The organism is Heliomicrobium gestii, assembly GCF_009877435.1.
Taxonomy (GTDB): domain Bacteria; phylum Bacillota; class Desulfitobacteriia; order Heliobacteriales; family Heliobacteriaceae; genus Heliomicrobium; species Heliomicrobium gestii.
Window position 1 is genome coordinate 337973 of the sequence record NZ_WXEX01000002.1, and the last position, 19744, is coordinate 357716.

The following is a 19744-nucleotide window of genomic DNA, read 5'->3' on the forward strand; positions in this document are numbered from 1 at the left end:
GTTTATACGATGACGGCCTTTTCAACGATGCGGACTACCCGCCAGCGCTTTTCCTTGGAAAGGGGACGGGTTTCCATGATTTCAACGATATCGCCGATTTGGCAGGCGTTTTCTTCATCATGGGCCTTGAACTTCTTCGTCTGTTTGACGGTACGGCCGTACAGGGGGTGCTGGATGCGGCTTTCAACGGCGACAACGACGGTCTTTTCCATTTTGTCGCTCGTGACTTTACCGATGCGAGTCTTGCGTTCGGCACGTTCGGACACTGCTTCTTACCTCCTTACCCGCTGCACTAAGCCTTTTGGGCTTCCAGTTCTCGTTGACGGAGGACTGTTTGCGTCCGGGCGATGTTTTTGCGCACGTCCCGGATCCGCATGGGGTTCTCCAACTGTTGGGTAGCAAGTTGAAAGCGGAGGCGGAAGAGCTCGTCTTTGAAGTTGGTGAGCTGTTTCTGCAGTTCTTCCGTGCTCAGGTCATGCAGTTCTTTAGCTTTCATTCGCTTCACCACCCACTTCTTCCCGTTTTACAAACTTGCACTTGATGGGCAGCTTGTGCATGGCCAAGCGCATGGCTTCCTTGGCGATATCCTCAGGAACGCCGGCCAGCTCAAACATGATCCGGCCCGGTTTGACAACGGCAACCCAGTATTCGGGGGAGCCTTTACCGGAACCCATCCGGGTTTCAGCCGGTTTGGCTGTGACAGGCTTATCGGGGAAAATCTTGATCCAGACTTTACCGCCCCGCTTGATGTAACGGGTCATGGCGATACGAGCGGCTTCGATCTGGCGGCTGGTGATCCAGGCGGCTTCAAGGGCTTGCAGGCCGTATTCACCAAATGCGACACTGTTGCCGCCTTTGGACTTGCCTTTCAGACGGCCCCGTTGCACCCGACGCCATTTAACGCGTTTCGGCAGCAACATGGGTTATTTCCCTCCTTCCGCGGCGGCAGGCGCCCGGCGGTCACCACGGGGGCGACGATCGCGACGGTCAGAACGTTCGGGACGCTCAGCGCGCTCGGCAGGTTCACGGGTTTCACCGGTGCGGTTTTTGGCGCCCGGCAGAATTTCACCCTTGTAGATCCAAACCTTGACGCCGATGATGCCGTAGGTGGTGTGCGCTTCGGCAAAACCGTAGTCGATATCGGCGCGCAGGGTGTGAAGGGGAACCTTGCCTTCGTTGTACCATTCGGTCCGGGCGATTTCAGCGCCGCCAAGACGACCGGAGACCATGATCTTGATGCCTTCGGCGCCAAGGCGCATGGTGCGACCGACAGACTGCTTCATCGCACGACGGAAGGAGGTCCGCTTCTCGAGCTGGGCCGCCACGTTCTCGGCAACGAGTTGGGCGTCCAGTTCGGGTTTTTTCACTTCGGCGATATTGATGTTGACGGCGCGACCCGTCAGTTTTTCCAGCTCTTTGCGCAGGTTTTCCACTTCAGCGCCGCCGCGGCCGATGACGATGCCCGGCTTGGCGGTGTGGATGGTCACCTTAACGCGGTTGGCGGCCCGTTCAATCTCAATACGGGGGATGCCGGCGGCGTAGAGTTTCTTTTTGACAAACTTACGGATTTTCAGGTCTTCATGCAGCAGTTCGGCGTAGTTTTTGCCAGCGAACCACCGAGCCTCCCAATCCTTGATGACACCAATCCGGAACCCTTTCGGATTGACTTTTTGACCCACGACTTATCCCTCCTTCGTCCCGGCGTTGGCGTCGGCCTTCGCAGCAGCGGTTTTCTTGACGGCTGCGGGCTTGGCGGGCTTTTCGGCGACAATAACGGTGATGTGGCTCATGCGCTTCTTGATGACGTCGGCGCGGCCTTGCGCGCGGGGGCTGATCCGTTTCATGCTGGGACCTTGGTCGACGAAGCAGGTCTTCACATAAAGATCAGCCGTGTTCATCTCATAGTTGTGCTCGGCGTTGGCGACAGCCGATTTGAGGACTTTCGCCACGTCGGCAGCGCTTTTCACGGGGGTAAATTTCAAAATGGCAAAGGCGTCGGCTACCGATTTGCCCCGAATGAGGTCAATGACTTGACGTACCTTCCGGGGAGAGGTGCGGACGTACTTGGCCACCGCTTGGGCGGTTTTGGCTTCCATTGGCCTTCCTCCTCTTCTCCCTGGCCTAGCGCAGACGGCTGGATTTCTCCGAACCGGCATGGCCTTTGAAGGTCCGGGTCGGGGCGAATTCGCCCAGCTTGTGTCCGACCATGTCTTCGGTCACGTAGACGGGGATGTGTTTCCGCCCGTCATGGACAGCAAAGGTGTGACCGACAAATTGCGGAAAAATGGTCGAGCGCCGGGACCAGGTCTTGATGACCCGTTTCTCGTTCTTTTGATTCAGATCCTCAACCTTTTTCAACAGGCTGGTTTCAACATAAGGTCCTTTTTTCAGAGAACGGCCCATGCACGATCCTCCCTTCTGGTGTCGGGGTGGCGAGTGGTCTTACCCGCTCCGTATGGCCGGACCATCTTACTTGGTGCGGCGCTTGATGATCAGCTTATCCGAAGACTTCTTCCGACGGGTCTTGCCGCCGATGGCCACTTTACCCCAGGGCGTAACAGGCGCTTTGCGTCCGATGGGGGAACGGCCTTCACCACCGCCATGGGGGTGATCGACGGGGTTCATGACAACACCGCGGACGGTGGGTCGGATGCCCATCCAACGTTTCCGACCGGCTTTGCCGATGGTCACGTTTTCATGTTCCAGGTTGCCCATCTGACCGATGGTGGCGCGGCACTCGGCCAGCACCTTGCGCATCTCGCCGGAGGGCAGGCGCAGGGTGGCGTGGTCGCCTTCCTTGGCCATGAGCTGGGCGGCGACGCCAGCGGAGCGGACGAGTTGGCCGCCTTTGCCGGGGCGCATTTCAATGCAGTGGATCAGGGTGCCGACGGGGATGTTCTTCAGGGGCAGGCAGTTGCCGGTCTTGATGTCGGCGTCAGGACCAGAGACGACGGTGTCGCCCACGTTCAGACCGTTAGGGGCGATGATGTAGCGCTTATCGCCGTCAGCGTAGCTGATCAGGGCGATGCGCGAGGTCCGGTTCGGATCGTACTCGATGGAAGCGACCTTGGCGGGAATGCCGTCCTTGGTGCGCTTGAAGTCGATGACCCGGTACATGCGCTTATGGCCGCCGCCTTGGTGCCGAACAGTCAGTTTGCCCTGGTTGTTGCGCCCGGCGTTCTTTTTCAGGGGCTCAAGCAGGGACTTTTCCGGTTCGGTCTTGGTGATCTCTTGAAAGCTGGCCACCGTCATCTGGCGGATACCAGGCGAGGTGGGCTTAAATTTTTTCACAGCCACGCGGTTTCCCTCCTTTGGTCCGGCCAGACTTAGACGCCTTCGAAGATTTCGATCTTGTCGCCATCTTTCAGGGTGACGATGGCTTTCTTCTTGTCGGCGGTCCGTCCGGCATACTTGCCCATCCGCTTGGGCTTGCCTTTGACGTTCATGGTGTGAACATCAAGGACCTTGACGTTGAAGAGTTGTTCAACAGCATGTTTGATCTCGATTTTGTTGGCTTTCGGCTCCACCACGAAGGTGTATTTGTTCTCCTGAGCCAAGTCCATCGACCGTTCAGTGATGACGGGTTTTTTCAGAACGTCATAGGGGCTGCGCATCAGGCGAACACCTCCTCAACCTTGGCCACGGCATTTTTGGTGATGACCAGTTTGTCGTGGTTCAGGATGTCATAGACGTTGATGCCAACAGCTTCAACAGGGGATACGCCGGGGATGTTGCGGGCCGATTTAAAGACGGTTTCGTCGATGTCGGCGGTCACCAACAGGGCCTTGCGTTCCACGTTGAGCTTGTTCATGATTCCGGCGATGGCTTTCGTCTTCGGGGCGTCCATTTCCAGGGCGTCGACGACGATCAGGTTGCCGGAGCGGACTTTGTCCGACAGGGCCGATTTCAGGGCCAGACGACGGGCCTTCTTCGGCATAGCGACTTTATAGCTGCGGGGCTGGGGCCCGAAGATGATTGCGCCGCCGCGCCAGAGGGGCGAACGGCTGGTGCCGGCGCGAGCGCGACCGGTGCCTTTTTGTCTCCAGGGCTTTTTGCCGCCCCCGGAGACTTCGCCACGGGACTTGACCTTGTGGGTACCGCTCCGCCAGGCGGCCAGCTGGGTAACCACGGCCTGGTGCATGACGGCCTCGTTGGGCTCAATGCCAAAGATCTCATCGCTCAGTTCGATTTCACCAACCTGAGCGCCTTCGATGTTGTAAACGGCTACTTTCGGCATGTCGTGTCCTCCTTTCTCCGGGGGTTGATTACTTAACCTTTACGGAGTTTTTGATCAGCAGCAGACCGCGTTTGGGACCGGGCACCGCGCCTTTGATCAGGAGCAGGTTGCGCTCGGCGTCGACACGGAAGACTTGCAGCTTTTGTACGGTAACGCGTTCGTTGCCCAGGCGACCAGGCATCTTGCGACCCTTGAAGATGCGGGCCGGGCCTTTGGCGCCGGCAGAACCGGGGCGACGATGGTACTTGGAGCCGTGTTTCATCGGTCCGCGTTTGAAGTTGTGGCGTTTGATGCCGCCGGCAAAACCTTTGCCTTTGGATGTGCCGACCACATCGACATACTCACCGGCAGTGAAGACATCGGCTTTCAGTTCTTGGCCAACCTTATACTCGTCCATGCTGTCCACCTTGATCTCGCGCAGAACGCGCACCAGGCGAACGCCGGCGTTTTTCAGGTGACCTTTTTTCGGCTTGTTCAGCAGTTTTTCACGGACATCGCCGAAACCGATTTGCACGGCTTCGTACCCGTCCTTCTCCATGGTTTTCTTTTGAACGACAACACAGGGGCCGGCCTGGACAACCGTCACGGGCACAGCAACACCGTTGTCGGCAAATACCTGCGTCATACCGATTTTTCGTCCGAGAAGACCTTTCTTAGCCACCAATGACACCTCCCATCTCTAGCAAAAGGATTACAGCTTGATTTCGATATCCACGCCCGCCGGCAGGTCCAGACGCATGAGCGCATCGACAGTCTTCGGATTGGGTTCGAGGATGTCGATGAGGCGCTTGTGGGTGCGCATCTCGAACTGCTCACGGGAGTCTTTGTTGACGTGGGGAGAGCGCAAGATGGTGTAGATGCTCTTCTCCGTCGGCAGCGGAATCGGACCGGATACCGCCGCGCCGGTCCGCTTGGCCGTCTCAACGATCTTTTCGGAAGACTGATCGAGAATCCGATGATCGAAAGCCTTCAGGCGGATCCGAATTTTTTGTTTACCCATGTAGGTAAGTCCCTCCTTTTGTTCGCCCGATTGATTACGGACCTTCTCCGCGAAAATTACCCCAACAACGCTCTCGGGCGTGTCGTAAGTAAAAAGACACAAAGAGAGCTGCGCCCACCAATCCCGAGCCATTGTTGGGCAACCTTTCGCTTCATCGCAAAGCCAACCCACAATATGAAATTTTAGCACCAAGTGTTCGGAAATGCAAGCGGTTTTTGCTCTGTATTAGAATATTTCTCGGAAAATCTGCGGGAATCGGGCGGTTGGCGTGCCGATACTGATCAAGTGCCTATGGTTACCGCGCGGGTCGTCTTGTGATGCCGGTGAAGATGCGCGATTTAATTCGCACTTTAATCGCGGGGGCTGGCGGCGGCCTTCGCTAAGAGCTCCGCGGCGGCTCGCTTGTCGGCTACGCTGGGGCGCCAAAACTTTAGGGTTGTATGCATGTCGATGGCGCCCTTTAACGCTTCGCCTCTGCGCTCGCTCTTCGCCGCTCCGCTCAAATCGCTCAGGCCACCGCCAGCCCTCTGCTATTTCAATGATCTCCCCTAGGTAAGTGAAGATACTAAGTTAGGAAACTCCACACAGTATTTCATGGCTTTTCTGTTAGAAATACAACCTATATCAAATCAAAGATAAACTAGATGTATTCAAATTTTTCCATTTTTGCCTCAGTACGGATACTATAGTCGGCGATCAAAAATGCCATTGCTAGCTCGGTCTTTTTACCATAAATCTATTTACGTTTTTTTCGAATCCATATTGTTCATATAGTCCGTGCGCGTCGAGTGTTCCTAATATACCGTTCAGACCTTTCAATTCTTCGCTAGCAACTATTGTCTCTACAAGTTTTTTCCCAATACCTCTGCCTCGATACTCTTCATCGATGATGACATCTGCTAACCAGTACATTGTTGCAAAATCTGTGACGACCCGAGCAAATCCGATTTGTCTGTTTCCGAGATATACGCCATAACAAAGCGACGTCTCAATGGATTTGTTTATGGCTTCAGTAGGTCTTTTATTTGCCCAATAGGACGAAGCCAAGAACCTATAAATCGTCTCATGGTCTAAAAGCGACTTGTCCGTGCTGATTAAATAATCTTTGCAATTGAGCTCCATAAAATCCCCTCTACTTATGAGTCGACTACAATATGGCGCGATGAAGTCCTGTGGCACCGGGTGCGCCCGTTGGCGCACCCGCGCCACCTTCGCATCTCAATGGACTCGGAAATCCGAATTTTGCAAGGACACTAAAAGACGGCTATATAAGGAAGCGACCGGGTCGCCTGAAATAATTCAGGGACCCGGTCGCTTATAAGCCGCTTGGCGATCGATTACTCGATGATACCGGTGACAACACCGGCGCCGACGGTCCGGCCGCCTTCGCGGATAGCGAAGCGGAGGCCTTCTTCGATGGCGATGGTTTTGCCGAGTTCGATGGTCATCTTGATGTTGTCGCCAGGCATGCACATTTCAACGCCTTCGGGCAGTTCGATGAAGCCAGTGACGTCAGTCGTGCGGAAGTAGAACTGGGGCCGGTAGCCGTTGAAGAACGGGGTGTGGCGGCCGCCTTCTTCCTTGGACAGGACGTAGACTTCGGAGGTGAACTTGGTGTGGGGTTTGATGGAACCGGGCTTAGCCAGAACTTGGCCGCGCTCGATGTCTTTCCGTTCAACACCGCGCAGCAGAGCGCCGATGTTGTCGCCGGCTTGGGCGAAGTCGAGGAGTTTGCGGAACATTTCAACGCCGGTGACGACGGTCTTGCGGGTGGCTTCAGCCAGACCGACCAGTTCGATTTCTTCGCCGACTTTGATCTGACCACGCTCGACACGGCCGGTGGCGACGGTGCCGCGACCGGTGATGGTGAAGACGTCTTCAACGGGCATCAGGAAGGGCTTGTCGGTGGCGCGCTCGGGGGTGGGGATGTACTTGTCGACTTCGTCCATGAGCGCCCAGACTTTGCCGCACCATTCGCATTCGCGCTTGCCGCAGCCGCACTCGAGGGCTTTCAGGCCGGAACCGGCAACGATGGGAATGTCGTCGCCAGGGAACTCGTAGGAGGAGAGGAGTTCGCGAACTTCCATCTCAACCAGTTCCATCAGTTCGGCGTCATCAACCATGTCGGCTTTGTTCAGCCAGACAACGATGTAGGGAACGCCAACCTGACGGGCGAGGAGGATGTGCTCACGGGTCTGGGGCATGGGGCCGTCAGCAGCAGACACAACCAGGATGGCGCCGTCCATCTGGGCAGCACCGGTGATCATGTTCTTGATGTAGTCGGCGTGACCGGGGCAGTCCACGTGGGCGTAGTGACGGTTGTCGGTTTCGTACTCGACGTGAGCGGTGTTGATGGTGATACCGCGTTCACGCTCTTCGGGAGCGGCGTCGATTTCGTCGTACTTTTTGAAGGAAGCTCCACCAACTTTGGAGAGAACCAGGGTGATGGCAGCGGTGGTGGTGGTTTTACCGTGGTCAACGTGACCGATGGTGCCGATGTTCACGTGCGGCTTGGTGCGCTCGAATTTGGCTTTTGCCATTTCGTACTCATCCTTCCTTTTCAGGCTTAAGGAATTTTAATGAGGGCGGCTTGGCCACCCTCTATCCGGCGAAAATCGCCTGTGGCGATTTAGCCTTTCCGTTTCGCGATGATGCCTTCAGCGATGTTGCGGGGCACTTCTTCGTTGTGGCTGTACATCATGACGTACTGGCCGCGACCTTGGGTGCGCGAACGCAGGTCGGTGGCGTAGCCAAACATCTCGGACAGGGGAACAAAGCCGCGCACCACTTGGGTGTTGCCGCGAGCTTCCATGCCTTCGATGCGGCCCCGGCGAGAGTTGATGTCGCCGATGACGTCGCCCATGTATTCCTCAGGAACGGTGACTTCGACTTTCATGACCGGCTCAAGGATGACCGGCTGCGCCTTCGCAGCGCCTTCCTTGAAGGCCATGGAGCCGGCAATCTTAAAGGCCATTTCCGAGGAGTCCACATCGTGGTAGGAACCGAAGACCAGGGTCACGCGGAAGTCAACAGTGGGATAACCGGCGAGGACGCCTGTTTCGGCGGCTTCACGGATCCCGTTATCGATGGGTTGGATGTATTCGCGGGGAACCACACCACCAACGATCTTGTTGACAAATTCGTACCCTTCACCAGGTTGACGCGGTTCGATTTCGATGACGGCATGGCCGTACTGACCGCGACCACCAGACTGGCGGACGAACTTGCCTTCCGCCTTGGCCTTGGTGCGAATGGTTTCCTTGTACGCGACCTGGGGACGTCCGACGTTGGCTTCGACCTTAAATTCCCGCATCATCCGGTCCACGATGATCTCCAAGTGAAGCTCACCCATGCCGGAGATGATCGTCTGACCTGTTTCATGGTCAGTGGACATGCGGAAGGTCGGGTCTTCTTCGGACAAACGCTGAAGGGCGATGCCCATCTTGTCTTGGTCAGCCTTCGTCTTCGGTTCAATGGCAACGTGGATAACCGGATCAGGGAACTGCATCGACTCAAGGATGATGGGCTGTTTCTCATCACAGAGGGTGTCGCCCGTCGTGGTATCCTTCAGACCGACAGCAGCAGCGATATCGCCGGTGTAGACCTCGGCGATCTCTTCCCGGTGGTTGGCGTGCATCTGGAGGATGCGGCCGATCCGTTCCTTTTTGCCTTTGGTCGAGTTGTAGACGTAGGAACCAGAGCTCAGTTTACCGGAATAAACACGGAAGAAGGCCAACTTGCCCACATAGGGGTCAGCCATGATCTTAAAGGCCAACGCAGAGAAGGGCTCTTCGTCGGAAACCTCACGAACATCTTCCTCACCGGAATCGGGGTTGACACCCTTGACGGCAGGGATGTCGACCGGGGCGGGCAGGAACTCGACGACAGCGTCGAGCAACGGCTGCACGCCCTTGTTCTTGAAGGAGGAGCCGCAGAGAACAGGAATCATCTTGACGGCCAAGGTGCACTTGCGAACGCCGTCACGGACTTCTTGCTCAGTCAGTTCTTCCCCTTCGAGGTACTTCATCATCAGTTCCTCATCGGACTCAGCAACCGCTTCAAGGAGCTTTTCCCGGTATTCGGCGGCGACTTCGGCGAGGTCCTCGGGGATCTCGGAGACGTCGCTCGTCTTGCCCAGGTCGTCGACATAGATGATGGCTTTCATGGTGATCAGGTCGACGATACCCTTGAATTGGTCTTCGGAGCCGATGGGGATCTGGATGGGCACAGGGTTGGCGCCCAAGCGTTCCCGGATCATGTCGACGCCACGGAAAAAGTCAGCGCCGATGCGGTCCATCTTATTGATGTAAGCGATCCGGGGAACACCGTACTTGTCGGCTTGGCGCCATACGGTTTCCGATTGCGGTTCGACACCGCCAACGGAACAGAAGACGGCGACGGCCCCGTCCAATACCCGCAGGGAACGTTCGACTTCAACGGTAAAGTCCACGTGGCCGGGCGTATCGATGATGTTAATCCGATGCCCGCGCCATTGGCACGTTGTTGCGGCAGAGGTGATGGTGATACCGCGTTCTTGTTCCTGAACCATCCAGTCCATGGTGGCAGCGCCATCATGAACCTCACCGATTTTGTGCACCCGTCCGGTGTAGAACAGGATGCGTTCGGTGGTGGTCGTCTTGCCGGCATCAATGTGGGCCATAATGCCGATGTTCCGTGTCTTATCTAACGGAAACTGTCTAGGCACGCTCGTTCCCCCTTTCTGTCGGATCTCAGGTCCTAGCGGGACTCTGTTGGCTTACCAGCGATAATGGGCGAAGGCCTTGTTGGCTTCGGCCATCTTATGAGTGTCTTCTTTTTTCTTGACGGCGCCGCCGGTGCTGTTGGCGGCATCCATGATTTCACCAGCCAGCTTGTCAATCATGGTCTTGCCGGAGCGCTCGCGGGAGTACTTGATGAGCCAACGCAGGCCCAGGGTCTGGCGGCGTTCAGGACGAACTTCAATCGGAACCTGGTAGTTGGCGCCACCGACGCGGCGAGCCTTGACTTCCAGGAGGGGCATGACGTTCTTGAGGGCAGCCTCCAGAACTTCCATGGGGTTCTTGTTGGTCTTTTCCTTGATTTGGTCAAGGGCGCCGTATAGAATGGCCTCGGCAGTGCTCTTTTTCCCATCCAACATGATTTGGTTTGCCAGTTTCGTGACAACCTTGGAGTTGTAAATCGGATCGGGGAGCACTTCACGCCGGGCGACTGATCCTCTTCTCGGCATCGGATTCTCCTCCCCTCGTTACTTCTTCCCTTTGGCAGCCGTGGCGGCGCCTTTTTTGGGGCGTTTCGTTCCATATTTCGAACGGCCCTGGTTACGGTTCTGGGTACCGGCGGTATCCAGAGCGCCACGAACGATGTGGTAGCGCACACCGGGGAGGTCTTTCACCCGGCCTCCGCGAACCAGAACGACGGAGTGCTCTTGAAGGTTGTGCCCGATGCCGGGAATGTAGGCGGTCACTTCCACCCCATTGGTCAAACGCACCCGGGCCACTTTGCGCAGAGCCGAGTTCGGCTTATTGGGAGTGGTCGTGTAAACACGGGTGCAAACCCCACGTTTTTGCGGACACTCTTTCAATGCCGGAGCGGTCGATTTCTCCGTGAGAACTTCGCGGCCTTTGCGGATCAACTGGCTAATCGTTGGCATGAACATCCACCTCCTTCCCGGAATTCTTCTTACAACTCACCCATGCGTATCGTCAGTGAAGAAATTATCTACTCAGCCACAATGGCCGCCGACGCCGAGCCAACCTTGATATTGCAAGCCAGGCCAAGCGCCTCCATCGAATCCACGTTGACAACGGGAATCGCTTTTTCTTCACACAGCTTCATTAAAGGATTCACCAGATGAGGGTCGGCGTCTCCGGCAATGTACACCAGCTTGACCTGCCCCTTCTCCACCGCCTTCAGGGTCTGCTTGGTGCCAACCGTCTTCTGGCGGGCTTGTTTCAAGCGCTCCAAAGGCATAGTAATCCTCCTTTAACGAATCACACACTTGATTATAGTATCACTTCCAAAGATGCGTGTCAACAAAAATGCTGTTAATACCGTCATCTCTGTCGGTAGAAGGAAAAGGGCCGGTCAGGCGGCGCCTGTATCCGGCCCGTCCCTCTTCCCTTTGTCGTTGTATCGGCTCAGGCCATTCCGTCTTCCATAAACTCGTCGGGCAGTTCTTCGTCGCCGGCGAGAAGCTGGATGTTGCGGTAACGGGACATGCCGGTGCCCGCCGGAATCAGCTTGCCGATGATGACGTTCTCTTTGAGGCCCAGCAGCGGATCCACCTTGCCTTTGATGGCGGCCTCGGTGAGCACCCGGGTGGTCTCCTGGAAGGAAGCCGCCGAGAGGAAGGAATCCGTGGCCAGCGAGGCCTTGGTGATGCCCAGCAGGATCGGACGGGCCGTAGCCGGTTCCAGACCTGCTTCAATGGCCTTCATGTTCTCCGCCTCAAAGTCAGCGATGTCGATGAGACCGCCGGGGAGCAGATCCGTATCGCCCGGTTCCTCGACCTTCACTTTGCGCATCATCTGCCGCACCATGACCTCGATGTGCTTGTCGTTGATGTCGACGCCCTGCAGGCGGTACACCCGCTGCACCTCGCGAAGCAGATAGGTCTGAACGCCCTGAATGCCCTTGACACGCAGCATGTCATGGGGGTTAACAGAGCCCTCTGTCAGTTCAGCGCCGGCTTCCACCCGCAATCCGTCTTCTACCTTCAAGCGAGAGTTATAGGGAATGGCGTAGTGGTGCTGTTCGCCGTCATCGGTGACAATCTCGATGTCCTTGCGGCCTTTGTTTTCGACAATCCGGATGATGCCGTCTTGTTCGGCGATGATCGCCAGACCTTTCGGTTTGCGGGCTTCGAAAAGTTCCTCAACCCGCGGCAGACCTTGGGTGATGTCGTCGCCGGCGACGCCGCCGGTGTGGAAGGTCCGCATCGTCAACTGGGTGCCCGGTTCGCCGATGGACTGGGCGGCGATGATGCCGACGGCCTCGCCGATCTCGACGGAGCGGCCGGTGGCCAGGTTGCGCCCATAGCAGCGGCGACAGACGCCGTAACGGGTGCGGCAGGTCAAGACGTTGCGGATGTAGACGGAATTCTGATCCAGCTTGCCCTGTTTGATCAACTGTTCGATCCGTTCCGCCGCGTCGGCCTGGATCTCCTCGTTGTACTCGGCCAGCTTCTCGCCGGTCTCGGGGTCGATGATCTCTTCCAGTGCGTAGCGACCGGTCAGACGGTCGGTGAGTTTTTCAATGACCTGCTTGCCGTCGACAATGGCTTCGACAGAGATGCCTTCGTGGGTGCCGCAGTCGATCTCCCGGACGATGACGTCCTGAGAGACGTCGACGAGACGGCGGGTCAGGTATCCGGAGTCGGCGGTCCGCAGCGCTGTGTCGGCGAGGCCTTTCCGAGCGCCATGGGTGGAGATGAAGTATTCCAAAACAGTGAGGCCTTCACGGAAGTTGGCTTTGATCGGCAGGTCGATGATGCGTCCTGACGGGTCGGCCATCAAACCGCGCATCCCGGCGAGCTGGCGGATCTGTTGGATGTTACCGCGGGCGCCGGAGTTGGCCATCATGTACACGGGGTTGAATTTGTCCAACGTCTGCATCAAGGCTTGGGTGACGCCGTCGGTGGTCTTATTCCAGATGTCGATGACCTTCTGATAGCGTTCTTCTTCGGTAATCAGGCCGCGACGGTACTGCTGTTCGACCTTTTCGACGCCGCCATCGGCCTCGCCGATGAGCCGTTTCTTCTCTTCCGGGACTTCCACGTCGGTGATCCCAACGGTGATGCCGGCGCGGGTCGAGAAGGTGTACCCCAGTTTCTTGATGCCGTCGAGCATGGCGGCGGTTTCGCTGATCCCCAACTTGTCGTAACAACGGGCGACGATGTTCCCCAGCTGTTTCTTGCCGACCACTTCGTTGACGTAGCCGACCTTGGGGGGAATCACGCTGTTAAAGATCAGTCGACCCACTGTCGTTTCGAAACGTCCCTGCTGATAGAGGGCGCGTGTTTCCGGTTTGGCGTACTCGATCGCTTCCACCACTCGCGCCGTCGGCCGGACGCGAATCCGGGCCTGCAGGTGGACGCTCCTCGCGTCGTAGGCAGCGATGGCCTCATCGGGGCTGGAAAAGATCATGCCTTCGCCCTTGGCGCCTTCCCGCTCGATGGTCAGGTAGTAAGAACCGATAACCATGTCCTGGGTCGGCGTGGCGACAGGCCGTCCATCCTTCGGGTTGAGGATGTTGTGGGCGGACAGCATCAAGTTGCGCGCCTCAGCTTGGGCTTCGGCGGAAAGAGGCACGTGCACGGCCATCTGGTCGCCGTCAAAGTCGGCGTTGTAGGCGGTGCAGACCAGCGGGTGGATCTGCAGCGCGCGGCCCTCGACAAGCACTGGCTCAAAGGCCTGGATGCCCAGACGGTGCAGGGTTGGCGCACGGTTCAGCAGGACGGGGTGCTCGGCGATGACATCCTCCAAGACATCCCATACCTCGTTTTTGACGCGCTCCACCATCCGTTTGGCGCTCTTGATGTTGTGGGCATGGCCGTCTTCGACCAGCTTCTTCATGACGAAGGGTTTGAACAGTTCCAGCGCCATCTCTTTGGGCAGGCCGCACTGGTGCAGTTTCAATTCCGGACCGACGACGATGACGGAACGGCCCGAATAGTCGACCCGTTTGCCGAGCAGGTTCTGGCGGAAACGGCCCTGCTTGCCCTTGAGCATGTCGGAAAGGGACTTAAGGGGGCGGTTGCCCGGTCCGGTGACGGGCCGGCCGCGGCGGCCGTTGTCGATGAGGGCGTCCACGGCTTCCTGGAGCATCCGTTTTTCGTTGCGCACGATGATGTCAGGGGCGCCCAGGTCAAGGAGCCGCTTCAGCCGGTTGTTCCGGTTGATCACGCGCCGGTAGAGGTCGTTCAGGTCTGACGTGGCAAAACGACCGCCATCGAGTTGCACCATGGGACGCAGTTCCGGCGGGATGACAGGGACGACGTCCATGATCATCCAGTCTGGACAGTTGCCGGAGTTTTTGAAGGCTTCGACGACCTCCAAACGGCGGATAGCCCGCACCTTCCGTTGGCCTGTCACTTCTTTCAGTTCCTGGCGCAGTTCGAGGCAGAGCTGATCCAGGTCCATCTCGACGAGCAACTCTTTGATCGCCTCGGCGCCCATGCCGGCGCGGAAGCGGCTGCCGTATTTCTCGCGGTGTTCGCGGTACTCCGTCTCGGTGAGGAGTTGCTTTTTCATCAGCGGCGTGTCGCCCTGCTCAATCACGATATAGGCGACGAAATAGAGGACCTTCTCCAGGGAACGGGGCGACATGTCGAGCAAAAGCCCCATCCGGCTGGGGATGCCTTTGAAGTACCAAATATGGGAGACAGGCGCTGCCAGTTCGATATGGCCGAGGCGTTCCCGGCGCACCTTGGAACGGGTGACCTCAACGCCGCAGCGGTCACAGACGATGCCCTTGTAGCGGACCCGTTTGTACTTGCCGCAGTGACACTCCCAGTCGCGGGTGGGGCCGAAGATCCGTTCACAGAACAAGCCATCCCGTTCCGGCTTGAGGGTCCGGTAGTTGATGGTTTCGGGCTTCTTCACTTCCCCGCTCGACCATTGCCGGATCAGATCCGGTGAAGCCAGGCCGATGCGCATGCGGTCGAAATTATTGACATCGAGCAACGGATTCTCTCCCTTCCGGGTTGTCACCTTTGGGCGGATCAGTCTTCTTCCAGTTCTTCCAAGGCGTCCTGCAAGAAGCCGGCGGCAAAATCGATCTCCTCTTCATCATCCGTCTCATCGGGTGATGGGGCTTCACCGCCCACTTCCGGCTTTTCTTCGCCCTGGATGTCGATGCCGAGTTCCTTGGCCGTTTCGGCCACGTCTTCCTCGACTTCCTTGATCTCAATCTCTCGCTCGTCTTCCGAGAGGATTTTGACATCCAGGCCCAGGCTTTGCAGTTCTTTGATCAAAACCTTGAAGGATTCGGGAACACCCGGTTCGGGGATGTTCTCGCCCTTGACGATGGCTTCGTATGTTTTCACACGACCAACCACGTCGTCCGATTTGACGGTGAGGATCTCCTGCAGGGTGTAGGCGGCCCCGTAGGCCTCCAGCGCCCAGACCTCCATCTCGCCGAAACGCTGGCCGCCGAACTGGGCCTTGCCGCCCAGGGGCTGCTGCGTCACCAGCGAATAGGGACCGGTCGAACGAGCGTGGATCTTGTCGTCAACGAGGTGAGCCAGCTTCAGCATATACATGTAGCCGACGGTGATCGGGTTGTCAAAGGGCTCGCCGGTTCGTCCGTCATAGAGGATCGATTTGCCGAGGGGGACAGCATCCATGCTCTCACGCAAGCCATCGGTCCGGGTGTCGGTCAAGGCCGTTTCGTTCGCCTTCGGCAAACCCGCCTTGGTGAGGAATTCGAAGATGTCGTCTTCGGTGGCGCCGTCAAAGACCGGTGTCGCCACGCGAATTCCTCTCTCTCCGCTCGGTGTGCCGTCAGCGAGGAACCCGCGGTCCATGTGTTTGGATGCCCAACCGAGGTGGGTCTCCAAGATCTGGCCGATGTTCATCCGTGAGGGAACGCCCAGAGGGTTGAGCACGATCTCCACCGGCGTGCCATCCGCCAGGTAGGGCATGTCGGCCTCCGGCATGATACGGGAGATAACCCCCTTGTTGCCGTGGCGGCCGGCCATCTTGTCGCCCTCGGAGATCTTCCGTTTCTGGGCGATGTAGACGCGCACCAGTTGGTTGACGCCCGGCGCCAGTTCGTCGCCGTTCTCCCGCGAGAAGACTTTTACGTCGACGATCTTGCCGGCTTCCCCGTGGGGGACACGCAGGGAGGTATCGCGCACTTCCCGCGCTTTTTCGCCGAAGATGGCGCGCAACAGGCGCTCCTCTGCCGTCAGTTCCGTCTCCCCTTTGGGGGTGACCTTGCCGACGAGGATATCGCCGGGTCGCACCTCGGCGCCGACGCGGATGATGCCGCGATCATCGAGGTCTTTCAAGACCTCGTCGCCCACGTTGGGGATGTCCCGGGTGATCTCTTCCGGCCCCAGCTTGGTGTCGCTGGAATCGCACTCATATTCTTCAATATGAATAGAGGTGAAGTAATCCTCTTTGACCAGCTTTTCATTGACCAGGATGGCGTCTTCGTAATTGTAGCCTTCCCAGGTCATGAAGGCGACGAGCACGTTGCGACCGAGGGCCAGTTCGCCTTGATCGGTCGAAGGGCCGTCGGCGATGGTTTGACCGGCCTCAACACGCTGTCCTTTGTAACAAATCGGTTTCTGGTTGATGCAGGTTCCCTGGTTGGAGCGGAGGAATTTGAGCAGTTTATGATGCTCCAGCGTGCCGTCGTCACAACGGATGAAGATCTCGTCGCCGGTGACCCGCTCCACATAGCCGGCTTTGCGGGAGATGGCGCAGACACCTGAGTCGTAAGCGGCCTTGAACTCCATCCCTGTGCCCACATAGGGCGCGTCGGTGCGCAACAGGGGCACCGCCTGACGCTGCATGTTGGCGCCCATCAGGGCGCGGTTGGCGTCGTCATGCTCCAAGAAGGGGATCAGAGCGGTGGCGATAGAGACGACCTGTTTGGGCGAAACGTCCATATAGTCGACCTTCTCGACGGGGACGACGAGGATGTCGTGGCCATGGCGGGCGTTGACCCGCTTTTCTTTGAAGCGACCTTCCTCATCCAGAGGAGCGTTGGCCTGGGCCACGATATACTTGTCTTCCTCATCGGCGGTCAGGTAATCGATCTGGTCGGTGACAACGCCGCGTTCTTTGTCAACCTTGCGGTAAGGCGTCTCAATGAAGCCAAATTCATTGATCCGCGCAAAGGTGGACAACGAACCGATCAGGCCGATGTTGGGACCTTCCGGCGTCTCGATGGGGCACATGCGTCCATAGTGGGAGTGGTGAACGTCGCGGACCTCAAAACCGGCCCGCTCCCGTGAAAGACCGCCAGGGCCGAGGGCGGAGAGACGACGCTTGTGCGTCAGTTCGGCGAGAGGGTTCGTCTGGTCCATGAACTGGGAGAGCTGTGAAGAACCGAAGAACTCCTTGATGGCCGCCACTACGGGCCGGATGTTGATCAGGACCTGCGGGGTGATGACCTCCACGTCCTGGATCGTCATCCGCTCGCGGACAACCCGTTCCATCCGCGAAAGACCGATGCGGAACTGGTTCTGCAAGAGCTCGCCGACAGAACGAAGGCGGCGATTGCCCAGGTGGTCGATATCGTCGGCCCGGCCTTCGCCCTGCATCAACTTGAGCAGTTCTCGCACAGCGGCGATGATATCGTCCCGGGTCAGATGGCGGATCTCACGCTCCACGCTGACGCCGAGGCGTTTGTTGATCTTATAGCGGCCCACCTTGGCCAGGTCGTAACGCTTCGGATCGAAAAAGAGGGTCTCCAGCAGACTCCGCGCACTGTCCACAGTGGGCGGCTCGCCGGGACGGAGGCGTTTATAGATCTCGACGAGCGCTTCTTCCGTATTCTCCGTGTTGTCCCGTTCCAGGGTGATCCGGATCCGCTCGTCACCGTCAAAGAGCTCATGGACCTGGGCATTGTTGGAGTAACCCAACGCCCGGATGAGCACTGTCGCCGGGAGTTTGCGGGTGCGGTCGATGCGCACGAAAACGTTGTCGTTGATATCGGTTTCAAATTCCAGCCAGGCGCCGCGATTGGGGATCATGGTGGCGCCGAAGAGTTTCTTGCCGCTTGGCGGGTCGATGGCTTCATTGTAATAGACGCCTGGCGAACGAACGAGTTGGCTGACGATGACCCGTTCAGCGCCGTTGATGATGAAGGTGCCTTTGTCCGTCATCAGCGGGAAGTCGCCCATAAAGACTTCCTGCTCCTTGACCTCGCCCGTTTCTTTGTTGATCAGGCGAACTTTGACGCGCAAAGGGGCCGCAAAGGTGACATCGCGTTCCTTGCATTCTTCCACGCTATACTTGGGGTCGCCAAGGGCATAGTCGATGAACTCCAGGATCAGGTTTCCGGTGAAGTCCTGAATGGGCGAGATATCGCGGAACATCTCGCGCAAGCCCTCTTCGAGAAACCAGCGATAGGAGTTCTGCTGGATTTCTATCAGATTGGGCATGTCCATGACTTCCTGGATGCGGGCAAAAGTCCATCGCTCGCGAGGCCCACATTGCACAGGATATACCATCCGATTCACCTCTTGTATCGTGATAGCAAAACAAAAGAAACACCAGTTCGAGGGTCTGTATTCACCTACCCTCTACCACCGGGTTTCTTTTCTACGGTTGCGGCAATAGACTCCCTCCTCGGCGAGTCCACCCTGGTTCCCCCTCATATCCGGGTATTCTACCCTGTCGACACCGAATTTATTCCCGGTAAAATGCACCCGCACAGGAGCAAAGGCACCAAAAACGAGCACGATCGCAAGATATAATATTAGCATAAGAGGTGCGAACTGTCAATCATTGCGGTTCCTTGCCAGAAAAAATTATGGATTGAAAAAAGCAGGACGGTAGGACCGCCCTGCTTTTTTTCTAGCTGTTCGCGAAGCAAAATTACTTAACTTCGACGGAAGCGCCGGCTTCTTCAAGTTTCTTCTTGACGGCTTCGGCTTCTTCTTTGGCGATTTTCTCTTTAACGGCTTTGGGAGCGCCGTCAACGAGGTCTTTCGCTTCTTTCAGGCCCAGGCCGGTGATTTCGCGGACGACTTTGATGACGTTGACTTTCTTGTCGCCAGCGGCTTTCAGGATGACGTCGAATTCAGTTTGCTCTTCAGCGGGAGCAGCAGCAGCGGCGGCCACGGGCATGGCGGCCATGGCGACGGGAGCGGCAGCGCTGACGCCGAATTCTTCTTCGAAGGCTTTGACCAGTTCGGCCAGTTCGAGAACGGTCAGGCCTTTGACCGCTTCGATGATTTCATTGATCTTGCTCATGGTATTGAATTCCTCCATTTAATAATTTAAGCTTAGGCGCTTTCCTTTTGCTTGCGCAGATCTTCCAGGACGTAGCCCAGTTTGCGGATGGGACCTTGCAGGACGTTGACCAGACCGACGAGGGGACCTTGAATGCCGGCCAGAACCTGAGCCAGCAGGACTTCGCGCGACGGCAGGTCGGCCAAGGCCTTGACGCCGTCGGCAGTGATGACCTTGCCTTCGACAACGCCGGCTTTGATGGCGAAGTTCTTGTTCTTGGTCGTCTTGGCGAATTCCGTCAACACCTTAGCGGGAGCGACGGGATCCTCAATGCCAAAGGCGATCGCAGTCGGACCTTCGAGGTAGGGGTCCAGGCCTTGGATGCCGAGTTCGTTGGCGACGATGCGGGTCAGGGTGTTTTTGCAGACCTTGAACTCCACGCCGGCCTTCCGGAACTGGTTCCGCAGGTCGGTGGCTTCCTTGACGGTCATGCCCCGGAAGTCAGCCAGCACGCAGGACTTGGCTTTGCCCATGGTTTCTCTGATTTCCGAGAGTTGTACAGCTTTTTGTTCTTTAGTGGCCATGCGGGTTGTTTCA

20 protein-coding genes and 1 pseudogene are annotated in these 19744 nt (G+C 57.5%); all 21 read right to left on the reverse strand.

The genetic code is table 11. The features are described 5' to 3' along the window. Positions 1-2: 2 nt before the first annotated feature. The gene (gene rpsQ / locus GTO89_RS03605) at positions 3-266 is read right to left on the reverse strand and encodes a 30S ribosomal protein S17 (protein ID WP_161260696.1); all 264 of its coding nucleotides are present in this window, start codon (positions 264-266) and stop codon (positions 3-5) included. A gap of 26 nt (positions 267-292) precedes the next feature. Next, the gene (gene rpmC / locus GTO89_RS03610) at positions 293-496 is read right to left on the reverse strand and encodes a 50S ribosomal protein L29 (protein ID WP_161258786.1); all 204 of its coding nucleotides are present in this window, start codon (positions 494-496) and stop codon (positions 293-295) included. Beyond that, positions 486-920: a 50S ribosomal protein L16 gene (gene rplP, locus GTO89_RS03615; protein WP_161258785.1), complete on the reverse strand. Its 435-nt coding sequence runs from the start codon at positions 918-920 to the stop codon at positions 486-488. Before rplP ends, rpmC begins: the two co-directional genes overlap by 11 nt. Before the next feature lie 3 nt (positions 921-923). Next, entirely contained in the window at positions 924-1679 is a 756-nt protein-coding gene (rpsC, locus tag GTO89_RS03620; RefSeq protein ID WP_161260697.1) for a 30S ribosomal protein S3, read from the reverse strand. A 78-nt stretch (positions 1680-1757) separates the two neighbouring features. Continuing rightward, a pseudogene (rplV, locus tag GTO89_RS03625) lies at positions 1758-2096 on the reverse strand (50S ribosomal protein L22); the annotation flags it as partial. 25 nt (positions 2097-2121) lie between these two features. Next, entirely contained in the window at positions 2122-2403 is a 282-nt protein-coding gene (rpsS, locus tag GTO89_RS03630) for a 30S ribosomal protein S19 (RefSeq protein WP_161260699.1), read from the reverse strand. 66 nt (positions 2404-2469) lie between these two features. Next, complete coding sequence (rplB, locus tag GTO89_RS03635; RefSeq protein WP_161260700.1) at positions 2470-3297, reverse strand: 50S ribosomal protein L2; 828 nt, start codon at positions 3295-3297, stop codon at positions 2470-2472. A 29-nt stretch (positions 3298-3326) separates the two neighbouring features. Then, positions 3327-3614, reverse strand: a complete 288-nt coding sequence (gene rplW / locus GTO89_RS03640; RefSeq protein WP_161260701.1) for a 50S ribosomal protein L23 — start codon at positions 3612-3614, stop codon at positions 3327-3329. Next, positions 3614-4237 (reverse strand): 50S ribosomal protein L4, encoded by a 624-nt coding sequence (gene rplD, locus GTO89_RS03645; RefSeq protein WP_161260702.1) that lies wholly within the window; start codon positions 4235-4237, stop codon positions 3614-3616. Before rplD ends, rplW begins: the two co-directional genes overlap by 1 nt. A 28-nt stretch (positions 4238-4265) precedes the next feature. Next, a complete protein-coding gene (rplC, locus tag GTO89_RS03650; RefSeq protein ID WP_161260703.1) occupies positions 4266-4898 on the reverse strand; it encodes a 50S ribosomal protein L3 in 633 nt (210 codons plus the stop codon). 30 nt (positions 4899-4928) lie between these two features. Further along, positions 4929-5237 (reverse strand): 30S ribosomal protein S10, encoded by a 309-nt coding sequence (gene rpsJ / locus GTO89_RS03655; protein ID WP_012282470.1) that lies wholly within the window; start codon positions 5235-5237, stop codon positions 4929-4931. Between the two features lie 711 nt (positions 5238-5948). After that, positions 5949-6359 (reverse strand): GNAT family N-acetyltransferase, encoded by a 411-nt coding sequence (locus tag GTO89_RS03660; RefSeq protein WP_161260704.1) that lies wholly within the window; start codon positions 6357-6359, stop codon positions 5949-5951. A gap of 215 nt (positions 6360-6574) precedes the next feature. Continuing rightward, positions 6575-7777, reverse strand: coding sequence for an elongation factor Tu (gene tuf, locus GTO89_RS03665; protein ID WP_161260705.1), 1203 nt, complete (start codon positions 7775-7777; stop codon positions 6575-6577). 89 nt (positions 7778-7866) lie between these two features. Then, positions 7867-9942: an elongation factor G gene (fusA, locus tag GTO89_RS03670; RefSeq protein WP_161260706.1), complete on the reverse strand. Its 2076-nt coding sequence runs from the start codon at positions 9940-9942 to the stop codon at positions 7867-7869. Between the two features lie 51 nt (positions 9943-9993). Then, complete coding sequence (gene rpsG / locus GTO89_RS03675; RefSeq protein WP_161260707.1) at positions 9994-10464, reverse strand: 30S ribosomal protein S7; 471 nt, start codon at positions 10462-10464, stop codon at positions 9994-9996. Between the two features lie 18 nt (positions 10465-10482). Continuing rightward, positions 10483-10887 (reverse strand): 30S ribosomal protein S12, encoded by a 405-nt coding sequence (gene rpsL / locus GTO89_RS03680; protein WP_161260708.1) that lies wholly within the window; start codon positions 10885-10887, stop codon positions 10483-10485. A gap of 68 nt (positions 10888-10955) precedes the next feature. Then, positions 10956-11207, reverse strand: a complete 252-nt coding sequence (locus tag GTO89_RS03685) for a L7Ae/L30e/S12e/Gadd45 family ribosomal protein (protein WP_161258773.1) — start codon at positions 11205-11207, stop codon at positions 10956-10958. A 167-nt stretch (positions 11208-11374) separates the two neighbouring features. Beyond that, positions 11375-14920, reverse strand: coding sequence for a DNA-directed RNA polymerase subunit beta' (gene rpoC / locus GTO89_RS03690; RefSeq protein ID WP_161260709.1), 3546 nt, complete (start codon positions 14918-14920; stop codon positions 11375-11377). Positions 14921-14958: 38 nt separating this feature from the next. Beyond that, a complete protein-coding gene (gene rpoB / locus GTO89_RS03695; RefSeq protein WP_161260710.1) occupies positions 14959-18423 on the reverse strand; it encodes a DNA-directed RNA polymerase subunit beta in 3465 nt (1154 codons plus the stop codon). Positions 18424-18790: 367 nt separating this feature from the next. Continuing rightward, complete coding sequence (rplL, locus tag GTO89_RS03700) at positions 18791-19168, reverse strand: 50S ribosomal protein L7/L12 (protein WP_161260711.1); 378 nt, start codon at positions 19166-19168, stop codon at positions 18791-18793. A 32-nt stretch (positions 19169-19200) separates the two neighbouring features. Then, entirely contained in the window at positions 19201-19731 is a 531-nt protein-coding gene (rplJ, locus tag GTO89_RS03705) for a 50S ribosomal protein L10 (protein ID WP_161260712.1), read from the reverse strand. Positions 19732-19744 lie beyond the last annotated feature (13 nt).